Source organism: Rhodococcus sp. ENV425 (assembly GCF_002887785.1).
In the GTDB taxonomy this organism is placed as follows: Bacteria; Actinomycetota; Actinomycetes; order Mycobacteriales; family Mycobacteriaceae; genus Rhodococcus; species Rhodococcus aetherivorans.
The window spans coordinates 7,355-29,117 of sequence record NZ_PCZU01000212.1; the positions used below are offsets into that span (position 1 = coordinate 7,355).

15 protein-coding genes and 1 pseudogene are annotated in these 21,763 nt (G+C 71.3%); 11 read left to right on the plus strand and 5 right to left on the minus strand.

From position 1 onward, the window contains the following. Window positions 1–564: hypothetical protein (locus CQZ88_RS31260; protein ID WP_258008652.1), on the plus strand; the 564-nt coding region annotated here is incomplete at its 5' end. 159 nt (window positions 565–723) lie between these two features. Here CQZ88_RS31260 and CQZ88_RS17740 read toward each other — a convergent pair. Continuing rightward, window positions 724–1,176 carry an Lrp/AsnC family transcriptional regulator gene (locus CQZ88_RS17740; RefSeq protein ID WP_006931915.1) on the minus strand — a complete coding sequence of 151 codons (453 nt, stop codon included), beginning with the start codon at window positions 1,174–1,176 and terminating at the stop codon, window positions 724–726. Window positions 1,177–1,298: 122 nt separating this feature from the next. On the opposite strand from CQZ88_RS17740, the gene CQZ88_RS17745 reads away from it, so the two are divergent. After that, a complete protein-coding gene (locus tag CQZ88_RS17745) occupies window positions 1,299–1,931 on the plus strand; it encodes a LysE family translocator (RefSeq protein ID WP_306430609.1) in 633 nt (210 codons plus the stop codon). 20 nt (window positions 1,932–1,951) lie between these two features. Here CQZ88_RS17745 and CQZ88_RS31265 read toward each other — a convergent pair whose 3' ends face one another. The 4 genes and pseudogenes from CQZ88_RS31265 to CQZ88_RS17760 all read right to left on the minus strand — a co-directional run bounded on the left by CQZ88_RS31265 (window position 1,952) and on the right by CQZ88_RS17760 (window position 5,409). Further along, on the minus strand, window positions 1,952–2,386 hold the full coding sequence (locus tag CQZ88_RS31265) for a hypothetical protein (RefSeq protein ID WP_198163317.1): 435 nt from the start codon (window positions 2,384–2,386) through the stop codon (window positions 1,952–1,954). 21 nt (window positions 2,387–2,407) lie between these two features. After that, window positions 2,408–2,964, minus strand: a pseudogene (locus CQZ88_RS31270) (MBL fold metallo-hydrolase); the annotation flags it as partial. Continuing rightward, window positions 2,958–3,740, minus strand: a complete 783-nt coding sequence (locus tag CQZ88_RS17755) for an enoyl-CoA hydratase/isomerase family protein (RefSeq protein WP_065923007.1) — start codon at window positions 3,738–3,740, stop codon at window positions 2,958–2,960. The gene CQZ88_RS17755 and the pseudogene CQZ88_RS31270, both read right to left, overlap by 7 nt. 46 nt (window positions 3,741–3,786) lie before the next feature. After that, window positions 3,787–5,409, minus strand: a complete 1,623-nt coding sequence (locus tag CQZ88_RS17760) for an AMP-binding protein (protein ID WP_102800106.1) — start codon at window positions 5,407–5,409, stop codon at window positions 3,787–3,789. A gap of 164 nt (window positions 5,410–5,573) precedes the next feature. On the opposite strand from CQZ88_RS17760, the gene CQZ88_RS17765 reads away from it, so the two are divergent. The 9 genes from CQZ88_RS17765 (at window position 5,574) to entS (ending at window position 21,742) form a co-directional block, all read left to right on the plus strand. Then, window positions 5,574–6,434: a LuxR C-terminal-related transcriptional regulator gene (locus CQZ88_RS17765; protein WP_065923005.1), complete on the plus strand. Its 861-nt coding sequence runs from the start codon at window positions 5,574–5,576 to the stop codon at window positions 6,432–6,434. 186 nt (window positions 6,435–6,620) lie between these two features. Then, on the plus strand, window positions 6,621–7,982 hold the full coding sequence (locus tag CQZ88_RS17770; protein ID WP_065923004.1) for an MFS transporter: 1,362 nt from the start codon (window positions 6,621–6,623) through the stop codon (window positions 7,980–7,982). Window positions 7,983–8,014: 32 nt separating this feature from the next. Continuing rightward, a complete protein-coding gene (locus CQZ88_RS31275; protein WP_232334113.1) occupies window positions 8,015–8,185 on the plus strand; it encodes a hypothetical protein in 171 nt (56 codons plus the stop codon). A 78-nt stretch (window positions 8,186–8,263) separates the two neighbouring features. Then, window positions 8,264–8,548 carry an amidohydrolase family protein gene (locus CQZ88_RS31280; protein ID WP_065923003.1) on the plus strand — a complete coding sequence of 95 codons (285 nt, stop codon included), beginning with the start codon at window positions 8,264–8,266 and terminating at the stop codon, window positions 8,546–8,548. 68 nt (window positions 8,549–8,616) lie between these two features. Next, window positions 8,617–9,597: a nitronate monooxygenase family protein gene (locus tag CQZ88_RS17780; RefSeq protein WP_065923002.1), complete on the plus strand. Its 981-nt coding sequence runs from the start codon at window positions 8,617–8,619 to the stop codon at window positions 9,595–9,597. A 272-nt stretch (window positions 9,598–9,869) separates the two neighbouring features. After that, window positions 9,870–10,886 carry an ABC transporter substrate-binding protein gene (locus CQZ88_RS17785; protein WP_006931919.1) on the plus strand — a complete coding sequence of 339 codons (1,017 nt, stop codon included), beginning with the start codon at window positions 9,870–9,872 and terminating at the stop codon, window positions 10,884–10,886. 81 nt (window positions 10,887–10,967) lie between these two features. Next, window positions 10,968–20,240, plus strand: coding sequence for a non-ribosomal peptide synthetase (locus CQZ88_RS17790; protein WP_102800107.1), 9,273 nt, complete (start codon window positions 10,968–10,970; stop codon window positions 20,238–20,240). Between the two features lie 4 nt (window positions 20,241–20,244). After that, complete coding sequence (locus tag CQZ88_RS17795) at window positions 20,245–20,484, plus strand: phosphopantetheine-binding protein (protein ID WP_065923000.1); 240 nt, start codon at window positions 20,245–20,247, stop codon at window positions 20,482–20,484. A gap of 7 nt (window positions 20,485–20,491) precedes the next feature. Beyond that, the gene (gene entS / locus CQZ88_RS17800; RefSeq protein WP_006931924.1) at window positions 20,492–21,742 is read left to right on the plus strand and encodes an enterobactin transporter EntS; all 1,251 of its coding nucleotides are present in this window, start codon (window positions 20,492–20,494) and stop codon (window positions 21,740–21,742) included. The last annotated feature ends 21 nt before the right edge of the window (window positions 21,743–21,763 follow it).

Consider the following 21,763-nt stretch of genomic DNA (forward strand, 5'->3'; position numbering starts at 1 on the left):
CTGTATCCGGTCCGCCTCGACGTCTCCGGGGTGGATCTCGCCGAGGCGTTCGCCGGCGGCGACTGCGCCGGGGTGGCGCTCAAGCTCGTCAAGGAGCAGTTGCGGGAGATCCCGGACAACGGAATCGGGTTCGGCATGCTCCGCCATCTCGATCCCGAGTCCGGGACCGAACTCGGGGCCGCACCGGCACCGGAGATCGGGTTCAACTATCTCGGCCGGCTGACCCTCGGCGAGGGGGACGGCGGACCGTGGACGGCCGCTCCGGAGGCCGGCGTGCTCGGCGGCACCACCGACGAGGCGATGCCGGTGAGCCACGCGATCGAGGTCGGCGCCGTCACCGAGGAGACGCCGGCCGGACCGGTGCTCCGCGCGACGTGGGGTTACGCCACCGGGGTCGTGCCGGCGTCCGTCGTCGCCGAGTTGGCGCACGGCTGGGTCGCGGCGCTGTGTGCGCTCGCCGACCACGCCGCGCGCGACGACGCCGGTGGCTTCACTCCCTCCGATCTGACGCTGAGCGACCTCGACCAGTCCGAAATCGACGATTTCGCACTGGAATTCGGGTGAGTGCCTCGGCGCTGGGCCCGGAGGTGCGCCGCATCATCGATGCGGACCGTCGACAGCGGAGTAACGACGTGTTCTTCGATCGGGACGGACAGGACACCGTCCTTCCTGGGGCGTCGGTACGCTCCGGACCGCGTAGGCCACGGAGCAGTGGTCGGGGTCCTACAGGGGCAGGGGACGGTTGTCTACCACGCTTTTCATGACGAGAGTGGAGCTGAGGCGCCCGACGCCGGGGAGGGTGGCGAGGGATTCGTCGTAGAGCTTCTGGAAGGCGGGCAGGTCGCGGGTGATCACCCGCAGGAGGTAGTCGGGGTCGCCGAACAGTCGTTGCGCTTGCAGGACATGGGGTATGGCGGCGACGGCCGGTTCGAATGCCTCGAGGGTGTCGCGGTCGACGGTGCGCATGGTGACGAAGACGAGCGCCTCGAACGTCAGGCCCAGGGCGCCGGCGTCGAGCTGGGCGCGGTAGCCGGTGATCGCGCCGGAGCTCTCCAGCGCGCGTAGGCGGCGGTGGCAGGGCGAGATGCTGAGTTGGACCCGATCGGCGAGTTCGGTGACGGTGAGCCGCCCGTCTTGTTGGAGCTCGGCAAGGATCTTTTTGTCGACGTTGTCCATGTGGAAGATTTTCCCCCAATTACACGGTTCTTGTGAAAACTATGGGAACGAATTCCAGGTCGATCTCCCTAATCTCTCTATCGGGAACCGCCAGGCGTTCTGGCGGTCCGAGAGTGTGAAGGATGAGTGAGGTCATGGCGGGCGGTACCGTTGCTGCGTTCTGGGCGGTGTCGTTTCTGTTCGTGCTGACGCCGGGGGCGGATTGGGCGTACGCGATCGCGGCGGGGCTGCGGCACCGCACCGTGGTGCCCGCGGTCGGTGGGATGTTGTCGGGGCATCTGGCAATGACCGCGGTGGTGGCGACCGGCGTCGCGGCGCTGGTGGCCCGTTCGCCGTTGGTGCTGACCGCGTTGACGGCGGTCGGGGCGGCGTACCTGGTGTGGCTGGGGATCGCGATGCTCGTCAAGCCCTCGGCTCTGCCGCAGGCCGGGGCGGAGCAGGCGCCGGAATCGTGGGTGCGGCAGGCGGTCAAGGGTATGGGGACCAGCGGGCTGAATCCGAAGGTGCTTCTGCTGTTCCTGGCGCTGCTGCCACAGTTCACCGACACGGACGCGCGGTGGCCCCTCGCGGTGCAGATCGTGCTGCTGGGTGTGGTGCACACGGTCAGCTGCGCGGTGGTCTACACGGGGGTGGGGACGGGGGCGCGGGTGGTGCTGCGCACCCGCCCCGCCGCGGCGCGGGTGGTGACCTGGATTTCCGGTGCCGCGATGATCGGAATCGGTGCGGTACTGCTGATCCAGCGGGTGGTCGGATAGGACTCGGCGACAGCACGCGTTCACGTGCGGTCCGGAACGGCGCGTGCGCGCGACGCCGACCATTTCCGGGGAAACGGCACCTGCAGCGTTCCCGGCGTGACCGGGATGTGTTCGGCGGCGGCATGTAGTCGATTGTTCCGCGCGACGACGGCGCCGCCGCGGATCATCGTCTCGACCAGTTCGGCGGCGAGCGCCTCGGGTGTGAGGCACAACAACCGTGCGGCGTCGGTCAGCCAGGCGCGTGCATGCAGGTAGGGCTCGACCTCGTCGGCGGGAATGCCGCCTCGAATCATCAACGCGAAGACGAAAATTCGACGTGCGCCGTACCGCACCGCGCCGTCCGGGTCGTCGACGTGACGCTGGCCGCGACGCCGTGCACTGGCCAGTGCTCCGTCGGTGTCGGCGGGAATCGGTCCGTGCGCGGGCAGCAGCACCCGTGGCCGAAGGTCGGTCAACCGGTGCAGCGATTGCAGGGCCGTGCGGGCCGCGTCAGGGCCGTCGAGGGCACTGTCGACCCAGCCGACGTCGTAGTCGGACAGCGCGTCTCCGACCACCAGTAGTCGCTCCTCGGGCTGCCACAGCGCCAGGTGGCCGGGTGTGTGGCCCGGGGTGCGGACACCTCCCAGTCGGTGTCGCCGAGCCGGAGCACCTGCCCGTCGTCGAGCGGTTCGTCGACGGTGTACGGGGCGACCGGCTGGTCGAGGTATTCGGCGAGACAGCAGCCCGGGTCGCGTCGGGCGACGGCGTCGGCGTCCGGGGCGCCGGCCGCAATACCGGCACCCCTCGCCTGCGGTAGCGCGTTGCCGCCGACGTGGTCGGCGTGCCAGTGCGTGTTCACGACCCGGGTGAGATTGTCGCTGTGCGCGTGCACCCATTCGGCTGTCTGCTGCGCATGGCCGACGAAACCGCTGTCGACGAGCGCCGCTTCCCGCCCGTCGAGCAGAAGCAGGTTGGTATCGGGAAACGGCCGCTGCCGCCAGATCACCCAGGCGGGCAACTGCTCGTCCGCGCCGCCGTCCACCCTGGTCACCATCCCGCGGGGCGGCCCTTGAGCTGTTCCCAGTACCGACGGTGGGCGCGCCGGGACGGCTCGCTCGTCATGCCGGCGGCCAGCTCCTTGCGGTCGAGCGGGTCGCACAGGTCCGCGATGTCGCGCAGGGCGGGGGCCTGCAGGGCGCGCTTGGTGTAGGCGTAGTTCTCGATGCAGTCTTCGGGGGTCAGTTCGGCGATGGCGACGGCGCGGCCGAGCAGTTCCTCCGCCGGTACCAGCTCGTGCACGATGCCCATGGCGTGCGCCTCGGCCGAGGTGAAGATCTCGCCCTGCAAACAGGTTCGCGAGGCCACCGGTTCACCCCAGGCGTAGGCCAGCATCCGCAGATATACCGCGGGCATCGGGATGCCGATCGGCACCTCGTTGATCCCGAACCGGGCCCCGTCGGGGACGGCGACCCGGCGGTCACACACGGCGGCGGTGATCAGGCCCCCGGCGAATGCGTGCCCGTTCACCGCGGCCACCGTCGGCCGTGGATAGGTGAACAACCGCATGTTCGTCGCCCGGTAGTCCTGGAACCACGACGCGACCTCTGCCTCGTCCCCGGCGAAGAGCGGAAAGTGCTCGGCGAGATCGAGTCCGGCCGAGAACCGGGTGCCGGTGCCGGTCAGCACGACCGGGGACTGTGGGTGGTCGCGTTCGAGTCGATCGAACGCCTCGTGCAGGTCTGCGAAGAAGGCGCGGTTCTGTGCGTTGACCGGATTGGTGTTCATCGTCACGACGGCGACGCGTCCGCGGCGTTCGATGGTCCAGCTCATGTCGGTTCCTCCGTATCGAAGGTGAGTGTGTCTCGTGGTGTGGGTTTCAGGCTTCGAGCCCGAGCATGTCGATGGCGTGTTCTCGCATTTCCACCTTGCGGATCTTCCCGGTCACGGTCATGGGGAACTGGTCGACGCAGTGCACGTACCGGGGGATCTTGTAGTGCGCGAGCCGGCCTCTGCAGAATTCGCGGAGCGCCGCCGCGTCCCAAGGTGCGGCACCGTCACGCAGCCGCAGCCACACCATCAGCTCCTCGCCGTACTTGGCGTCGGGCACCCCGATCACCTGGGCGTCGAGAACGTCCGGATGGGTGTAGAGGAACTCTTCGATCTCCCGCGGGTGGATGTTCTCGCCGCCGCGGATCACCATGTCCTTGATCCGCCCGGTGATGGCGACGAAGCCCGCTTCGTCCATCACCGCCAGGTCACCGGTGTGGATCCAGCCGTCGGCATCGACCGTCTCGGCGGTCTTGTCGGGCTGGTTCCAGTAGCCGAGCATCACCGAGTAGCCCCGGACGCACAGCTCCCCGGGTTGCCCGGAGGGCACGGTCTCACCGGTTGCCGGGTCGACGATCTCGAGTTCCACGTGCGGGTGGGCCCGCCCGACGGTGGAGACCCGTCGGTCCAGGGAGTCGTTCGCCCTGGTCTGGGCGGAGGCGGGGGACGTCTCGGTCATCCCGTAGGCGATGGCCATCTCGGGGGCCCATTGGGTGACCTGCTTCATCACTTCCACCGGGCACGGCGAACCGGCCATCGCCCCGGTGCGGATCGAGGACAGGTCGTAGGAGTCGAAGCCCGGGGCATCGAGCAGGCTGATGAACATCGTCGGCACCCCGTACAGGGACGTGCATCGCTCCTCGGCACACGCGCGCAGCGTCGCCACCGGGTCGAACGCCGGGGCCGGGATGACGACACACGCGCCGTGCGTGCTGGCCCCGAGGTTCCCCATGACCATGCCGAAGCAGTGGTAGAACGGCACCGGCACGCAGATCCGGTCCTGTTCGGTATAGCCGAGGAGTTCACCGACGAAGAACCCGTTATTGAGGATGTTGCGGTGGGAGAGGGTCGCGCCCTTGGGAAAACCGGTGGTCCCCGAGGTGTACTGGATGTTGATCGGATCGTCGGGGGTCAACCCGTCCTGCACCTCGGCGAGCCGGTCCGGCGAGGCCTGAGCGCCCCAGCGCAGCAGCGCCGCCCACTCCTCGCCGCCCAGGTGGACCACCTTCTCGAGACTCCGGCACCGGGGCGAGACCTGCACGATCATCGCCGCGTAGTCCGAAGTCTTGAACGACGGGACCGCGAACATCAGCCGGATTCCCGACTGGGTGAGGACGTACTCGAGTTCGTGGGCGCGATAGGCGGGGTTGACGGTCACGAGGATCGCGCCGACCTTCGCCGTGGCGAACTGCACGATCGTCCATTCGGCGCAGTTCGGGGCCCAGATCCCGACCCGGTCACCGAGGGTGATTCCCTCCTCGAGCAGCGCTCGTGCCAGAGCGTCGACGTCGGCCCGAAGGTCGGCGTACGTCCACCGCCGCCCGGTAGGTACGTCGACCAGAGCCTCGCGGTCGGGAAACCTCGCGACGGTCCGGTCGAAGTTGTCACCGATCGTCATCTCGAGCAGTGGCTGCTCGGCCGGACCGACGGTGTGGCTCAACCTGGTGTTCATGTGTGTTCCTCCGTTCTCGAGGAGGAATATGGCCTGGGAGAGGACCGGTGCGGGACCCCCGAAGGTAGGTCCGGCGGCCCGGCACCCACCTTCGGGGGTACGACGTTGCCACGGTGTGACGGCACTCACTAGCTTCAATGGCAGATGCGTAGTTGGAGGCCCACATGATCACGTCATTCGAATCAGGTACGCCGGTCGAACGGCGCATCCTCGCGCGCTCGCTGGAGACTCTCCGCAAGCACGCCGGAATGGACATGGTGTTCGGCGGGCCGGTGCAGCACGGCGCCGTGGCGATGGAGATCACCGACCTGACCGGCGTCCGCACCCGCTCGGCGGTGAACCTGGTGGTCCGCAACGGTGAGGGACTCGGCGGAAAGGCGCTGATGCTCGCCCGCCCGGTCTCGGTGGCCGACTACTTCTCGGCCCAGGGCATCACCCACGTGTACGACCACGCCGTGCGCCCGGAGGCGATCGAAACCCTGGCCGCCTTACCGATCATCGTCGACCGGATACCTCGCATCCTCATCTACCTGGCGGCCCGTACCCACGTGCGCCTGGGCGACCGCTGGTTCGACAGCTTCACCCCACTCGTCCGGCGACTCGAGCGCGACATCGCCGTCGAGGACGAGGTAGGGCGGCGTCTCAGCTTGATGCGGACCGATATCCAGGCCGACCGGCCGGCGCTCAGCCGCGCCGACCTGCACGACATCGCTCAGGAACTGGCGGACCTGGCCGGGCAGATCGAGGACGACGTCCTGCGTGCCCGGATCGAGGCGGTCGGGAACCGGTTCGCGCCCGTGCTGACGCCGGCTGCATCGCAGGAACCACCCACTGTGCTGCGGCCCCGCGAGATCGACGTGCTCGAACACGTTGCGCGGGGTCTGAGCAACCGGGAGATCGCCGAGACCCTCGGCCTGTTGCCCAACACGGTCAAGTCCTACCTCAAGAGCGCCATGCGCAAGCTGCACGCGAGCAACCGCGTGCAGGCGATCCTCGCCGCCCGCGAGCGCGGCCTCATCCGCTGACCCCTCTCCGCCCGCAGCCCCGCACCTCCAGCGGACATTCCCTGCCCACGACGTACCCACGAAAGCAGCTACCCGGCAACACAACCCACTTTGGGGGGTGTAGCGGTCGGTGTAACGGCGCTCACACTGCTCGTCGTACCCCAGCCCCTCCGCCAGCCGGACGGGCCCACCGAGCAGGAGATCACGATGTCCCGAACCGTCGACACGGTGACGAGCCCACCGACCACCCCGATGCGCCGCGTCGCCATTGCAAGCTGCACCGGCACCACCATCGAGTTCTACGACTTCTTCATCTATGGCACCGCGGCAGCGCTGGTCTTCCCGAAGGTCTTCTTCCCCGCCCTCGGTACCGCCGCCGGCACCGTCGCCTCCTTCGCCACCTTCGCCGTCGCGTTCGTCGCCCGCCCCCTCGGAGCCGCGATCTTCGGCCACTTCGGCGACCGGATCGGCCGCAAGAAAACGCTGGTCAGCACCCTGCTGCTGATGGGTATCAGCACCGTGCTCATCGGACTGCTCCCCGGCGCCGCCACGATCGGCGTAGCCGCACCGCTCGCGCTGATCGCACTGCGGATCACGCAAGGCCTCGCCGTCGGCGGTGAATGGGCCGGGGCGACCCTGCTGGCCACCGAATACGCCCCCACCGACAAACGGGGCCTGTACGCGGTATTCCCACAGCTGGGACCGTCACTGGCCTTCGCGTTGTCCAACGGCACCTTCCTGGCGGTCAACCTCTTCGTCGGCGAGACCTCGCAGGCGTTCCTCGACTACGGCTGGCGAATCCCCTTCATCGCCAGTGCCCTCCTCGTGCTGATCGGCCTCTACGTCCGGCTCGCGGTCGAGGAAACACCGATGTTCGCCCGGCGATCCACCCAGGCCCGCCGCGCCGGCGCCGGACCCCTCCTCGGAGTCTTCAAGAATCAGCCCCGTGAGCTGCTCCTCGCCGCCGGATCCTTGGCGATGATGTTCGCGTTCTTCTACATCGGCACCGCCTACCTCACCTCGTACGCCACTGCCACCCTCGGCCTGAGCCGCACCACAGTGCTCTCCCTCGGCCTCCTCGCCGCCGCCGTCTTCTGTGCCGCGATCATCCTGTCCGCCATCCACTCCGACCGCATCGGCCGCCGAAAAATGGTGCTCGCCTCCTGTCTCGTGGCCATCCCCGGAGGACTGGTGCTCTTCCCCCTCCTCGACACCGGCTCCCCGGTCGCGTTCCTCGCCGGCCTGGCCCTCACCCTGGCCATCATGGGCGTCTCCTACGGGCCCGCGGGCGCACTGCTGCCGGAGATGTTCCACACCGAGTACCGCTACACGGGCGCCGGCATGGCCTACGCCATCGCCGGGGTCATCGGCGGCGGCACCGCTCCCATGCTGGCCGCGCACCTCACCTCCCAGTACGGCAGCGCCGCCGTCGGGTGGATGCTCGCGGGCTTCGGTCTCCTGAGTCTGTTCTGCGCACTCATGCTGCCCGAAACCCGGCACCGCGACATGGAAGAGACCGGAACCGACGAGGACAGCCGAGCGGCCCACCCCGTTCCCGAAACCGCCTGATCCGACACCACCGACACGAGAAAGGGAAAACGATGACAGACACGATCGATGCCTGGATGCAGCACCCGACCCAGCGATGGCTGGACATGCCCTTCCTGGACTCCCTGCGCCGCTGGTCGAAGGGAACCATCCCCGAGGCCGAACCGCCGGTGTTGTGGACCCTCGACCGCATGGACGAAGCGGGCGTCGAACTGGCATGTTGAGCGCCCGGTACGCCCCGGCGGGACCGCTGATCAGCAACGACAAGGTCGGCGACATCGTCGAACGTCACCCGGGTCATCGTGGGTCACATCGGCGTGCCATGGACACATGAAGCCATTTCACTGGCCACGAAGTACCCGAACGTCTACATCGACACCTCCGCATACAAGACCTCCCGCTATCCGGCGGAGATCGTCGACTACCTCCGCGGACACGGCCGGCACAAGGTGCTCTTCGGTTCCAACCACCTCGCCTGGCCGGCACCCGACTGCCTGTCCGGGTTGGACAAACTCGAGTTCGACGAGAAGACCCGTACGGCGTTCCTGCGCGAGAACGCGATTCGCGCATTCAATCTCCCGTTCTGACCGAAGCAGACATCGCTGAGCAGTCCGGTCATCCGCCAATCGGCGGTCAACCCACACCGAGGAAGCATTTGTTCACCAATATCTTCACCGAGACCTTCGGGATCGAGCACCCCATCGTGTGCGGCGGCATGACCGCCGTCGGCACCGCGGACCTGATCAGCGCGGTGGCCAACGCCGGAGGACTCGGGTTCCTCACCGCCCTGACCCAACCCACCCCTGAGGCGCTGATCAAGGAGATCGCCCGCTGCCGCGACCTCACCGACAAGCCGTTCGGCGTCAACCTGACGATCCTCCCGACCATCCGGCCGGTGCCCTACGACGAGTACCGGGACGCCATCGTCGACAGCGGCATCACCATCGTCGAAACCGCAGGCGGCAACCCGCGACCGCACCTACCTGCGTTCAAGGCCGCCGGTGTGAAGGTGATCCACAAGGCGGTCTCGGTGAGGCACGCCCTCAAAGCCGAACAACTCGGCGTCGACGCGATCAGCATCGACGGCTTCGAGTGCGCAGGGCACCCCGGCGAGGACGACGTCCCCGGGCTCGTGCTGATCCCCGCCGCGGCCCGGGCACTGTCCATCCCGATCATCGCCAGCGGCGGAATCGCCACCGGCGCCGGTCTCGTCGCCGCCCTCGCGCTCGGCGCCTCCGCGGTGAACATGGGCACCCGTTTCATGGCGACCACCGAGGCACCCATCCACGACAACGTCAAACAGCAGATCGTCGACAACACCGAACGCGACACCGTCATCGTCTTCCGCGAGTTCCGCAACTCCGCCCGCGTCGCACGCAACTCGGTCTCCGAAGAAATCGCCACCATCTCACGCCGAACGGGTGCGACCTTCGACGACGTCGCCCACCTGGCCAGCGGTGCCCGTGGCCGCGAACAGGTGTACGGCAACGGCGACGTCGAAGGCGGACTCTGGTGGGCCAGCCAGGCCCAAGGCCTGATCCACGAGGTCGCCAGCTGTGAGGAAGTGCTCGGCTCGATACTCACCGAAGCCCGGCAGATCATCGCCGAGGAATTGCTCGGCCAGATCACCGGCTGAACCACCTTCACGATGGACCGAAGGGCGAGCGCGCCTTTCCGAAACTGCTACGAAGGCGCACGGACCGGCTACGGACCGTGCGCCTTCGTGGCCCCCTCATCCGGAGCGACGAAAGCTGTCCTCGCGTGCTGTCCCTCATGGGGCACGAGGATCGGCGCAGACAACTGTGCGCAGGACCGGGGACGTAGCGCTTGGCGCCCGCACCGAGTTCGGTTAGCCTAACCAATCAGGTCCGGGCGGGTGCCCGGCGAACAGACATGTGGGAGTAAGCGATGCGGGTTGAGGGACGGGGCCGGCTGCGCCGCGCAGCGGTGTTCGGCGCGACGGCGGTGCTGGCCGTGGGCCTGGTGGGGTGCGGCAGCGACGGTGGCTCCGGCGAGGAACCGGCCGCGGACGCCACGCGCACGTTCGAGGCGCAGAACGGGCCGATCGAGATCCCGTCCGACCCGCAGCGCATCGTCGCCTGCGGCTACGCGGTGCTACCGCTGCTCCAGGCCGACGCGAATCTCGCCGCCGCCTGCGAATGGACCCGCGAGCTCGACAACATGGACGCGGAGACCAAGGCCGCGTACGAGGCGCTGCCCAAGGTGGCGCCGGACGGGGCCGTGAGCGAACTCGACTACGAGGCCGTCGCCGCCGCCGCGCCCGACCTGATCATCATGGGCGTGCCCGCGCGCGTGCAGTCGCAGCTCGACACGGCCAAGCTCGAGGCCCTCGCTCCGGTGGTCTTCCTCGGCCTGACCAACCCCGGTGACTGGCGCGGCCTCGGTGAGCAGTACGCCGACGCCGCGAACGTGTCCGACGCCTACGGGGAGTACAAGGAGCAGTACGAGGCACGCGCCGCGGAGATCGCCGGGAAGTACCGCGGCACCCTCGGGAACCTGACCTTCGCCGGCGTCTGCAACGTGTGCGGCACCGAGCCCGGTGAGTTCTTCCGCGAGTACGCCTCGTCGTACACCACCAACCTGTTCGAGGACCTCGACCTGCAGTTCCCCGGTCAGCCCGCCAACCCCGAGGACGTGCACGGCGAGTACCTCTCCGTCGAGGAGATCGGCCGGAACCTCGGGAACGTCGACGTCATCGTCTACGGCGTCGAGGCCGACGGCTCGGTCTCGCCCGAGCTGCAGGAGCTGATGGCCTCCCCGCTGTGGCAGTCCCTGCCCGCCGTGCAGGCCGGAAATCTGGTTCCGGTCAAACATTCCCACGCCGCGACCTACGAGACCGCGCTGCTCGCACTCGATTCCATCGACGAGGCGCTCGCCGCGCTGCCCGCGAACCGGCAGCAGTAGCCCTCCCGGCACCCACGGCCCCCGCGTCCGGCGACCCGGGGGCCGTGTTCGTCGCACCTCGCACCCGTTCGTTAGGCAGATATGACCCGCACCTCCGCGCTCGAAGACATCGTTCCCCTCTCGCCGCTGCAGCAAGGCCTGCTATACCTCAGCACCGTCGCCGCGCCCGACGACACCGCCCGTGCCGCCGGAGCCGTCGAACCGGACGCCTACACCGTGCAGTCCGTGCTGCGCCTGACCGGGCGGGTGGACGAGGACACCCTGCGGACCTCCGCGCAGGCGCTGCTGGACCGGCACCCCGCCCTGCGCACGTGCTTCCGCCCCCGCAAGGACGGCCGCACCGCCGGCCTCGTCGTGCGCGGCACCGAAGCCCCCTGGCGCAGCGTCGATCTGACCGGTCTCGAGCCGGACGTCGCGGAGCGTCACCTCGCGGACCTGCTCGCCGAGGATCTACGCGACTGGTTCGACCTCACGCGGCCGCCGCTGATCCGCTGGCTGTTCGTGCGATTCGGGCCGGACGACGTGCGGCTCGTGCTCACCGCCCACCACATCGTCGTGGACGGCTGGTCCACCCCGATCCTGGTGCGCGAACTCCTCGAGATCTACGCCGCGGGCGGTGCCACCACCGGCCTGCTTCCGGTCCGGCCCTACCGCGACTACCTCGCGTGGCTCGGCAGGCAGGACCACGACGCCGCCCGCGCGTTGTGGCGCGAATCCCTCGACGGGCTCACCGAACCGAGCCTCGTCGCCCCGCCCGGCGCCACCCGGGCCACGACGCCGACCGCCGCCGTCGCCGTCGAGGTGCCGGCCGGACTCGGCGACCGGCTCACCGGCCTGGCCCGCGACGCCGGCGTCACCCTCAACACCGTCCTGCAGACCGGGTGGGCGCTGCTGCTGTCCGGGCTGCTCGGCCGCGACGACGTCGTCTTCGGCGCCACCGTCTCCGGGCGACCGCCGGAACTGGCCGGCGTCGAATCCATGGTCGGGTTGTTCATCAACACCGTGCCCGTGCGGGTGCGCCTGGATCCCCGCGCCACCGTCACCGAGCTGCTGCGGCGCGTGCAGCTGGCGCAGTCCCGCACCGTCGACCACCAGTACCTCGGCCTCGCCGAGGTACAGCGCGACGTGGGACTGGGGGAGCTGTTCGACACCCTCACCGTCTTCGAGAGCTATCCCGTGGACCGCGACGCGCTCGACCGTGCCCAGCGCGCCGGCGGGGTCACGATCGCCGCCGTCGAGGGCCGCGACGCCACCAACTATCCGCTCGTGCTCACCGCGGGCGTCGCCGACACCCTCGTCATGACCCTCGACTACCGGCCCGGCCTGTTCACCGCGGACGACGCCGCCGCCCTCGCCGGCCGCCTCGTCCACATCCTCGGTGCCCTCGCCGCCGCGCCGGACCGCCCGGCCGCCGCGCTGGACCTGCTCACCGGCACCGAACGCGGTCGCGTCCTCGGCACGTGGTCCGTCGCGCCGGCCGCGCCCTCGGACGGCACCGTCGCGGCGCTGCCCGCCTCGGCGGGTCCGGACACCCTCGCGGTGGTGTGCGGCGCCGAAGAGCGCACCTTCGCGGAGCTCGGGGCGAACTCGGCGCGGCTCGCGCGCCTGCTGATCGGGTTCGGTGTCGGACCCGACGTGCTCGTGGGCCTGGCTCTGCCACGCTCCGCCGCCACCGTGGAGGCCGTCCTCGCGGTGCTCGCCGCCGGGGGTGCCTACCTGCCGCTCGATCCGTCGTACCCGGCGGAGCGGTTGGCGCACATGGTCGCCGACGCCCGCCCCGGTGTCGTGCTCACCACCCGTGCCGTCGCCGACGAACTCGGAGCGACCCTCACCGGCAGCGGCGCGCGCCTCGTCGTGCTCGACGACCCGGACCTGCGCGCCCGGCTCGCCGCGCTGCCCGCCGCCGCGGTGGCCGACGCCGATCGTCTCCGCCCGCTCCGCCCCGGTCACGCCGCGTACGTCGTCTACACCTCCGGCTCCACCGGCCTCCCCAAGGGTGTCACCGTCACCCACGCCAATCTCACCGATCTCGTTGCCGCGCAGCGAGAGACGATCATGCGGTCGGCGTCCGGCACGTGGCGGGTGCTGCTGACCTACCCGTTCGCCTTCGACTCGGCCGTCGCCGCCCTGACCTGGCTGCTGTCCGGGCACACCCTGCACGTGCTGCCCGACGAGCACCGCACCGACACCGCGTTCGTCGTCGACTACGTGCGGACCCACCGCATCGATCATGTCGACTGCGTGCCCGTGCTGATGAGCGGTCTGCTCGACGCCGGTCTGCTCGACGGTGACCGCCCCCGGCCCGCCAAGGTGACCGTCGGCGGCGAGGCCGTCGGATCGGCGCTGTGGCGGCGCCTCGGCGCCGCGGACGGCGTCGAGGCCTACAACTGCTACGGCCCCACCGAATGCACGGTCGACGCAACCTGCTCCCGTATCGCGGGAGACACCGTGACCATCGGCGGACCGACCCCCGGCACCCGGCTGTACGTGCTGGACCGGTGGCTGCGACCGGCACCGCCCGGCGTGGCCGGGGAACTGTACGTCGCCGGCGGGGGTGTCGCCCGCGGTTACCTGGGACAACCCGGCCGGACGGGGGAGCGGTTCGTCGCCGACCCGTTCACCGGCCGGGGCGAGCGGATGTACCGCACCGGCGACGTCGTGCGATGGTTGCCGGACCCGGTCGACACCGAACGCGGTGCCCTCGAATACGTGGGCCGCGACGACGATCAGGTCAAGATCCGCGGGTTCCGCGTCGAACTCGGCGAGATCGAGGCCGCGCTGGGTGCCGTGCCGGGGGTGCGTGCCGCCGTCGTCGTCGCGCACACCGACGCCCGCGACGTGCGCCGCCTGGTCGGCTACGTCACCGGAACGGCCGAGCCCGTGACCGTCCGCACCGCCGTCGCCGCCCACCTGCCCGAGTACCTGGTGCCCGCCGCGATCCTGCGGGTCCCGGAACTGCCGACCACCGCGAACGGCAAGGTGGACCGGAAGGCCCTGCCGGAGCCGGACTTCGGGGCGCTCGCCGGATCCGGTGCGCCACGCACCGCGACGGAGTCGGCGCTGTGCTCCGCGTTCGCGGAGGTCCTCGGCCTCGACCGCGTCGGCGTCGACGACGACTTCTTCACCCTCGGCGGCGATTCCATCGTCTCGATTCAACTGGTGTCCCGCGCTCGCGCCGCCGACGTCCGGATCACCGCGCGCCAGGTGTTCGAACTGCGCACCGTCGCCGCGCTCGCCGCGGCCTGCGAGTCCGACACCGGTGACGAGCAGCCGGCGCGGCCCGCCGGCGCGGCCACCGGCCCGGTGCCGCTCACCCCGATCGTGCGCGAAACCCTCGACCACGGAGGGGATCTGCGGCGCTTCGCGCAAGCCCGCCTGCTGATCGCTCCGCCCGGGCTCACCGAGGCGCACCTCGTCGCGGCCGTCGACGCACTGCTGCGCACCCATCCCATGCTCCGCTCGCGCCTGACCGTCGCCGGCGGCGACGCGGACTGGGTGGTGCCCGAGGGTATTCCGGACGCGGCGACGGCGGTGCGCCGGGTCTACGCGGCAGGTCTCGACGACGCGCGGTGGCGCGCCCTGTTCGAGGCCGAACGCGACCGCGCGCTGGCTGACCTCGACCCCGCGGCCGGGCAGATGATCCGCGTGGTGCTCCTCGACGCCGGCCCCGACGTGGCGGGCCGCGTGTTCGTCGCCGTGCACCACCTCGTCGTCGACGGTGTGTCGTGGCGGATTCTCGTGCCCGACCTCGCGGCCGCCGTCGATCGGGTGCGCCGCGGCGCCGCGCCGGACCTCGAGCCGGCCGGCACCTCCTTCCGGGACTGGGCGCTCGGGCTCACCGAAGCCGCCACGTCCGATCGCATTGCGCAGTCTCTGCCGCGCTGGCAGGAGATCGCCGAGACCACCGAACCGCCGCTGGGCGCCCGCCCGCTGGATCCGGCGCGCGACACCGTCGCCACCGCGCGGTCGCGCGAGGTGCGGGTACCCGTGGCGGTCACCGAGCAGATCCTCACCACCGTGCCCGCCGCGTACCGGGCGGGCGTCGCGGATGTGCTGCTCACCGCCCTCGCGCTGGCCGTGACGTCGGTGCGCGGCGGCGACGTGCTGCGCGTGCACCTCGAGGGCCACGGCCGCGCCGAGCACGCCGTGCCCGGCGCCGACCTCACCCGCACCGTCGGCTGGTTCACCACCCTGTACCCCGCCGTGCTCGACGTGTCCGGCATCGACCCGCACGAGGCCCTCGCCGGTACCGCGGCAGCCGGAACCGCTCTGGCCCAGGTCAAGGAGTCGCTGCGGGCCCTGCCCGACGACGGCCTCGGATTCGGGCTGCTGCGCCGGCTCGCTCCCGGGGGAACGCGGCACTTCCCGGGGTACCGGGCCCCCGACGTGATGTTCAACTACCTCGGTCGGATGACGCTCGGGGAGAACGCAGGTCAGGCGTGGTCCGCCGCGCCGGAGGCGGGCGCCCTCGGCGGCGCCGTCGATCCCGGCACACCCCTCGACCACGTCCTCGACGTCAACGCCGTCACCGAGGACGGCCCCCGCGGCCCCGAGATCGTCTGCGAATTCACGGCGGCGGGCGTCCTCGACGAGGAGACCGTCGCCCTCGTCGCCGGCGGGTGGGTGGAGGCGCTCGCCGCGCTGGCCCGGCATGCCGGCACCCCCGGCGCCGGCGGACCCACTCCGTCGGACCTGACCTACCGGGGGCTGGCGCTGCCCGAACTCGCCTCGCTCACCACCGAACTCGGCCCGATCGACGACGTCGTGCCGCTCACGCCGTTGCAGCGCGGCATGTTCTTCCTCGCCGGTCTCGACGACGGCACCGGCACCGACGTGTACTCGATGCAGACCGTCCTCGATCTGCGCGGCGACCTCGACCGGGACACGTTGCGGCGCAGCGCCGTCGCGCTGCTGGACCGGCACGCGACCCTGCGCACCGGATTCCGCACGACCGCAGCCGGTGACCCCGTCGGCGTCGTTCTCCGGGATCCCGGCCTGCGGTGGACGGACGTCGACCTCACACACGACCCCACCCCCGTGACCGAATGTCACACCGCTTCGGTCAGATCGACGCGATGTGACATTCGGCCCGTCGAGGAGCGCAGCGACGACCTCGTCGCCGCCGACCGCGCCACCCGGTTCGACGTCGCGGCCGCGCCGCTGGTGCGGTTCACCCTCGTGCGCGTCGCACCGGACCGGCACCGGCTGATCTTCGCCGCCCACCACCTGCTGCTCGACGGCTGGTCGTCGCCGCTGCTGATGCAGGAACTGTTCACCCTCTACGGCGCGGGCGCCGACCCGGCGTCGCTGCCCGCGGTCCGCCCGTTCACCGACTACCTTGCGTGGCTGGGCGACCGCGACACCGACGAGGGCTTGCGCCGCTGGACCGAGGCGCTCACCGGCGTCGAGGAACCCACGCTGCTCGCCCCGGCCGGCTCGTCGCTCGACGCCACGCTGCCCGCCGAACTCCCGGTGCCGGTGCCGGCCGGCCTGGCCGCGCGGCTGCAGCGCCGCTGCCGCGACCTCGGCGTCACCGTGAACACCGCGGTGCAGACCGCGTGGGCGGTTCTCCTCGGCGCCCGGCTCGACCGCACCGACGTGACCTTCGGCGCCGTCGTGTCCGGCCGCGTCCCGGACGTTCCCGGCGTCGAGACGATGATCGGCCTGTTCATCAACACCGTGCCCGTGCGCGTCGCGCTGCGCCCCGGCGAGCCCGCCGCCGAACTGCTCCGGCGCGTCCAGGACGAGCAGAACCGGCTCCTGGATCACCAGTACGTCGGCCTCGCCGACATCCAGCGCGCCGTCGGCCTCGGCGAACTGTTCGACACCCTCATCGTGTTCGAGAGCTACCCGATCGACACCGACGCCCTCGCCCGCGCGCAGCGCTCCGGTGGTCTCGATGTCACCGACGTCCGCGGTCACGACGCCACCAACTTCCCGCTGGTGCTCGTCGCCGAACTCGACGACGAGCTCGCCCTCACCCTCGAGTACCAGCAGGCGTTGTTCACCGCCGCCGACGCCGGCGAGCTCGGCCGGCAGCTCGTGGGCCTCCTCGACCAGCTCGCCGGGGAACAGTCGCTGCGCGTCGCCCAGCTCGACGTCCTCGGTCCGGCCGAGCGAGGGCGGCTGCCCGAACTCTCGTCGACCGCTCCGGCACCGTCGAACGGGCACCGCACCGTGGCCGACCTGCTCGCGGCGCAGATCGCCCGCACCCCGGACGCGGCGGCCGTCGTGTGCGGCGCCGTGCGGCTCACCTTCGCCCAGCTCGGCGCCGCGTCGGCACGTCTGGCACGACGGCTGATCGACGAGGGCGTCGGGCCCGAGACGCTCGTGGGCCTGGCCCTGCCGCGCTCGGCGGACATGATGGTCGCGCTCTGCGCCGTGCACGCCGCCGGCGGCGCCTACGTCCCGATGGACCCGGCGTACCCCGCGGAGCGCCTCGCGCACATGGTCGGCGACGCGCGGCCGCGGGTCGTGGTCACGAACGGTGCCGTGGCGCAGACGCTGCGACCGGTGCTCGGTGGGGTGCCGGTGCTCGACCTCGACGACGAGACGGTCCGTGCCGACGTCGGGGCCCGCCCGGCCGCACCCGTCGCCGACCACGAGCGCACCGCACCGCTCCGGCCGGAGCACCCCGTGTACGTCATCTACACGTCCGGCTCCACCGGGTTGCCGAAGGGCGTGGCGATCACCCACGCGAACCTGCTCAACCTGTTCGACAGCCACCGCGCCGACCTGTACGTGCCCACCGTGGCGGGGGCGGGCCGGACGAGCGTGGGCGTCGGGCACGCCTGGTCGTTCGGGTTCGACGCCTCGTGGCAGCCGATGCTGTGGCTGCTCGACGGCCACGCCGTGCACGTGTTCGACGAGGACACCCTGCGCGATCCCGAGGCGATGGTCGCGTACGTCGCCGAACACGAACTCGACTTCCTCGAGGTCACCCCGTCGTTCCTCGACCGCATGGTCGCCGCCGGGCTGTTCGACGGCGGACACCGGCCCGCCACGGTCGGGTTCGGGGGCGAGGCCGTCAACCCGGCGCTGTGGCGGCGGTTGCGGGAGCTGACCGACGGACGTGCGTTCAACCTCTATGGGCCCACCGAGTGCACCGTCGACTCGCTCGTCGGACAGGTCACCGACGCCGACACCCCGTGCCTGGGCCGGGCCGTGCACGGCGCCGCCGCCTACGTCCTCGACCGGATGCTGCGCCCCGTGCCGGTCGGCGTCGCGGGTGAGCTGTACGTCGCCGGATCCGGCGTGGCCCGCGGCTACCTCGGCCGCCCCGACCTGACCGGCACCCGCTTCCTGCCCGACCCGTTCGGTCCGCCGGGAACCCGCATGTACCGCACCGGCGACGTCGTGCGCCGGGTCCCGGCCGGCGACGGCCGTATCACCCTCGAATTCCTCGGCCGCGGCGACGACCAGGTCAAGATCCGCGGCTTCCGGGTCGAGCTCGGCGAGGTCGAGGCGGCCCTGACCGCGGTGCGCGGGGTGCGCGACGCCGTCGCCGTCGCCCACACCGACGAACGCGGCGTGCGCCGGCTCGTCGGCTACGTCGTGCCCGACGGCGACGTGGACCCGGCCGTCGTGCGGGCCGTGCTCGCCGAGCGGCTCCCGGACTACATGGTGCCGGCCGCGGTGCTCGTGCTGGCCGCATTCCCCGTCACCGCCAACGGCAAGGTGGATCGGAAGGCGCTGCCGGAGCCGGACTTCGGGGCACTCGTCGGCTCGGGTGCGCCGCGCACCGAGCGGGAGGCGGTGCTGGCGGAGGTGGCCGCCGAGGTGCTCGGCCTCGACCGGGTGGGCATCGACGACGACTTCTTCGCGCTCGGCGGTGACTCGATCGTCTCGATCCAGTTCGTCTCCCGCGCCCGGGCCGCCGGGCTCCGGCTCACGGCCCGGCAGGTGTTCGAGCTGCGCACCGTCGCGGCCCTGGCCGCGGTCGACGAGACGGACACGGCCCCGGCGGCGGTGCCCGCGGTCGCCGCGACGGGCGACGTGCCGATCACCCCGATCGTGTGGGAGGCCCTCGCGTGGGGCGGCGACCTCGCCCGGTTCTCGCAGGCGCGGTTGCTCGTCGCGCCCGTCGGCCTCACCGTGGACACGCTCGGGAAGGCCGTCGCGGCGCTGCTCGACACCCATCCGATGCTGCGGTCCCGGTTCGCCGTCGCCGGGGGCCGACCCCGCTGGACCGTCCCCGAGACCGCACCGGGCATCGAGACCCTGGTGCGCCGCGTCGAGGTCGGTGAGGTCGACGACGAGCAGTGGGCGGATCGGTTCGCTGCCGAACGCGAAATCGCCTACAGGGCACTCGATCCGGAATCCGGAGTGATGGTGCAGGCGATCTTGTTCGACTTCGGGCCGCACCGCCCCGGCCGCGTGTTCGTCGCCGTGCACCACCTGGTGATCGACGGTGTGTCGTGGCGCATCCTCGTGCCCGACCTCGCCGACGCCGTCGAACCGGCCGGACGCGGCGAGACCGTCGCGCTGACGTCACCCGGCACGTCCTTCCGGGCGTGGGCGACCGGCCTCGCCGTGGCCGCGCGCTCCGAGCGGATCAGGGCCTCGCTGCCCGCCTGGCAACCCGCGGTCGACGCGGTCGAACCACCCCTCGGCGTCCGGGCCCTCGACCCGGCACGCGACACGGTCTCGGCGCTGCGCTCGACGCACGTGCGGGTTCCCGCGCCGGTCACCGAGGACGTCCTCGCCTCCGGGGCCGTGAACGACGCGCTGCTCGCGGCGCTCGCCGTGGCGGTCGCCTCGGTCCGCGGCGGCGACGTCGTGCGCGTCGAACTCGAGGGTCACGGCCGCGAGGAACAGGTCGTGCCCGGAGCCGACGTCGCGCGCACCGTCGGGTGGTTCACGTCGATGTTCCCGGTCGCGCTGAACCTGGCCGGTATCGACCCCGAGGACGCCCTGACCGGCGCGGCCGCCGCGCGCGAGGCCCGCGCGCGAGTCGCGCACGCGCTGAACGCCGTGCCCGACAACGGCATCGGCTTCGGACTGCTGCACCGCCTCGCGCCGGACCACGTCTTCGACCGCTATCGGCGGCCCCAGGTGGTGTTCAACTACCTCGGCCGGATGACGCTCGGCGAGGACACCGGCGCCCCGTGGTCGGGCGCACCCGAGGCCGTCGCGCTCGGCGGTTCCGTCGACCCGGCCACGCCGCTCGACCACGTCCTGCACGTCGACGCCGTCGTCGAGGACACCCCGGAGGGGCCCGTGCTCGACTGCGAATTCGCCGCGCCCCACGAGGTGCTCGACGAGCACACCGTCGCCGTCGTGGCCCGGCGCTGGGTCCAGGCCCTCACCGCGGCCGCCCGCATCCCCGAACCCGTTGCAACCGAGAAGGAGTGACCTCATGTCAACACAGTCCGGCATCCTGGACCGCGAGACGATCCGCACCGATATCGCACGGCTCCTCGAGATCGAGGCCGACGAACTCGACCCCGCGCTCAGCCTCGTCGACCAGGGCCTCGACTCGGTGCGTCTGATGGCGCTCGTGGAGCAGTGGCGCGGCGCCGGCGCGGATGTCGACTTCGTCTCGCTGGCCACCGAACCGCGGCTCGAGGCGTGGTACGACCTGCTCGCCCCGCGGTGACCCGGCCGTGGCCCTGATCGACAACCTGGTCCTCGACGTCGACCCCCTGCGCACCAGCCGCGAATTCCGCTACATCTTCACCGCCCGGGTCGTGTCGCTGTTCGGCCTCGGCTTCCTCGTCGTCGCCGTGCCGCTGCAGGTGTACCGGCTCACCGGGTCCACCGCGCAGGTCGCCGCCGTGTCGGCGGTGCTCGGCGTGACCACGTTCGCCGCCACGTTCGTCGGCGGGGTGCTCGCCGACCGCTACGATCGCCGGCGCGTCATCGCCGTCGCCCGGGGCACCGCGGGCGTGGCGTTCGCGGTGCTCGCACTCAACGCGTTTCTGCCCGACCCGAAGATGTGGGTCGTCTATGTGGCGGCCGTGATCGACGGCGCGTGCGGCGGCATCTCCGCGACCGCCCTCATGGCCGTCACCCCCAGCCTGCTGCCGCGGGAGAAGATGGCGGCGGCCGGTGCGCTCATGGCCCTCACCGGCGACCTGGGCGCGATGGTCGGACCCGCACTCGGCGGGGTCGTCATCGCCGCCGGCGGAGTCGGGGTGGCCTACGCTCTCGCGGCATTCACCACCGCCGTGACCACGTTCTGCATCACCCGGCTGCCGTCCCTGCCGCCGACGCACGTCGCCGACGAGTCGCCGCTGCGCTCGGTGCTCAGCGGCTTCCGCTACGCGTCGGGGAACCGTGTCATCGGCGGCGTGCTCGTCTGCGGATTCGTGACGATGCTGCTCGCCGGCTGGTCGGTGCTCGTCCCCGAGTACGCCACCGAGGTGCTCGGCGCGGGACCGTCGGTGGTGGGGCTGCTCTACACCGCCCCGGCCGTCGGCGCGGTGATCGGCTCGCTCACCAGCGGCTGGACCGGCCACCTCCGCCGATCCGGGCAGGTGGTCTTCCTGCTCATGGCCGTCTCCGCCGCCGGGCTCGTCGGGGCGGGCCTCACCGCGACCGTCGCGGTGGCGCTGCTGGGCCTGGCCGCGCACGGCTTCGGCGACGCGCTCACCGACATCGTCCGGTACGCGACGGTCCAGAAACACACCCCCGACGAGTACCGGGGGCGCATCGCCGCGGTGTGGGCGGCGCAGGTCACCGCCGGTGCCTCCGTCGGCGCGGTGGTCGCGGGCGCAGTGGCGGCGCTGGTGCCGATCTCGGCGGCGCTGCCCGCGTACGGTGCCGTCGGGCTGGTGATCACCGCGCTGCTGTGGGCCACCTTGCGCACGCTGCGCCGGCTCGACGAGGGGACCTCGCTCGAGCGCGTCGCCTGAGCCCGTCCTGCCGAACGCCGC

What these genes read in the sequence shown, in the direction of transcription:
- CQZ88_RS31275 (WP_232334113.1), top strand. Translation starts at nt 8,015, where the DNA reads ATGACAGACACGATCGATGCCTGGATGCAGCACCCGACCCAGCGATGG.
- CQZ88_RS17740 (WP_006931915.1), bottom strand. Translation starts at nt 1,176, where the DNA reads ATGGACAACGTCGACAAAAAGATCCTTGCCGAGCTCCAACAAGACGGG.
- CQZ88_RS17755 (WP_065923007.1), bottom strand. Translation starts at nt 3,740, where the DNA reads ATGAGCTGGACCATCGAACGCCGCGGACGCGTCGCCGTCGTGACGATG.
- CQZ88_RS17765 (WP_065923005.1), top strand. Translation starts at nt 5,574, where the DNA reads ATGATCACGTCATTCGAATCAGGTACGCCGGTCGAACGGCGCATCCTC.
- CQZ88_RS17770 (WP_065923004.1), top strand. Translation starts at nt 6,621, where the DNA reads ATGTCCCGAACCGTCGACACGGTGACGAGCCCACCGACCACCCCGATG.
- CQZ88_RS17760 (WP_102800106.1), bottom strand. Translation starts at nt 5,409, where the DNA reads ATGAACACCAGGTTGAGCCACACCGTCGGTCCGGCCGAGCAGCCACTG.
- CQZ88_RS17795 (WP_065923000.1), top strand. Translation starts at nt 20,245, where the DNA reads ATGTCAACACAGTCCGGCATCCTGGACCGCGAGACGATCCGCACCGAT.
- CQZ88_RS17785 (WP_006931919.1), top strand. Translation starts at nt 9,870, where the DNA reads ATGCGGGTTGAGGGACGGGGCCGGCTGCGCCGCGCAGCGGTGTTCGGC.
- CQZ88_RS17790 (WP_102800107.1), top strand. Translation starts at nt 10,968, where the DNA reads ATGACCCGCACCTCCGCGCTCGAAGACATCGTTCCCCTCTCGCCGCTG.
- CQZ88_RS17745 (WP_306430609.1), top strand. Translation starts at nt 1,299, where the DNA reads ATGAGTGAGGTCATGGCGGGCGGTACCGTTGCTGCGTTCTGGGCGGTG.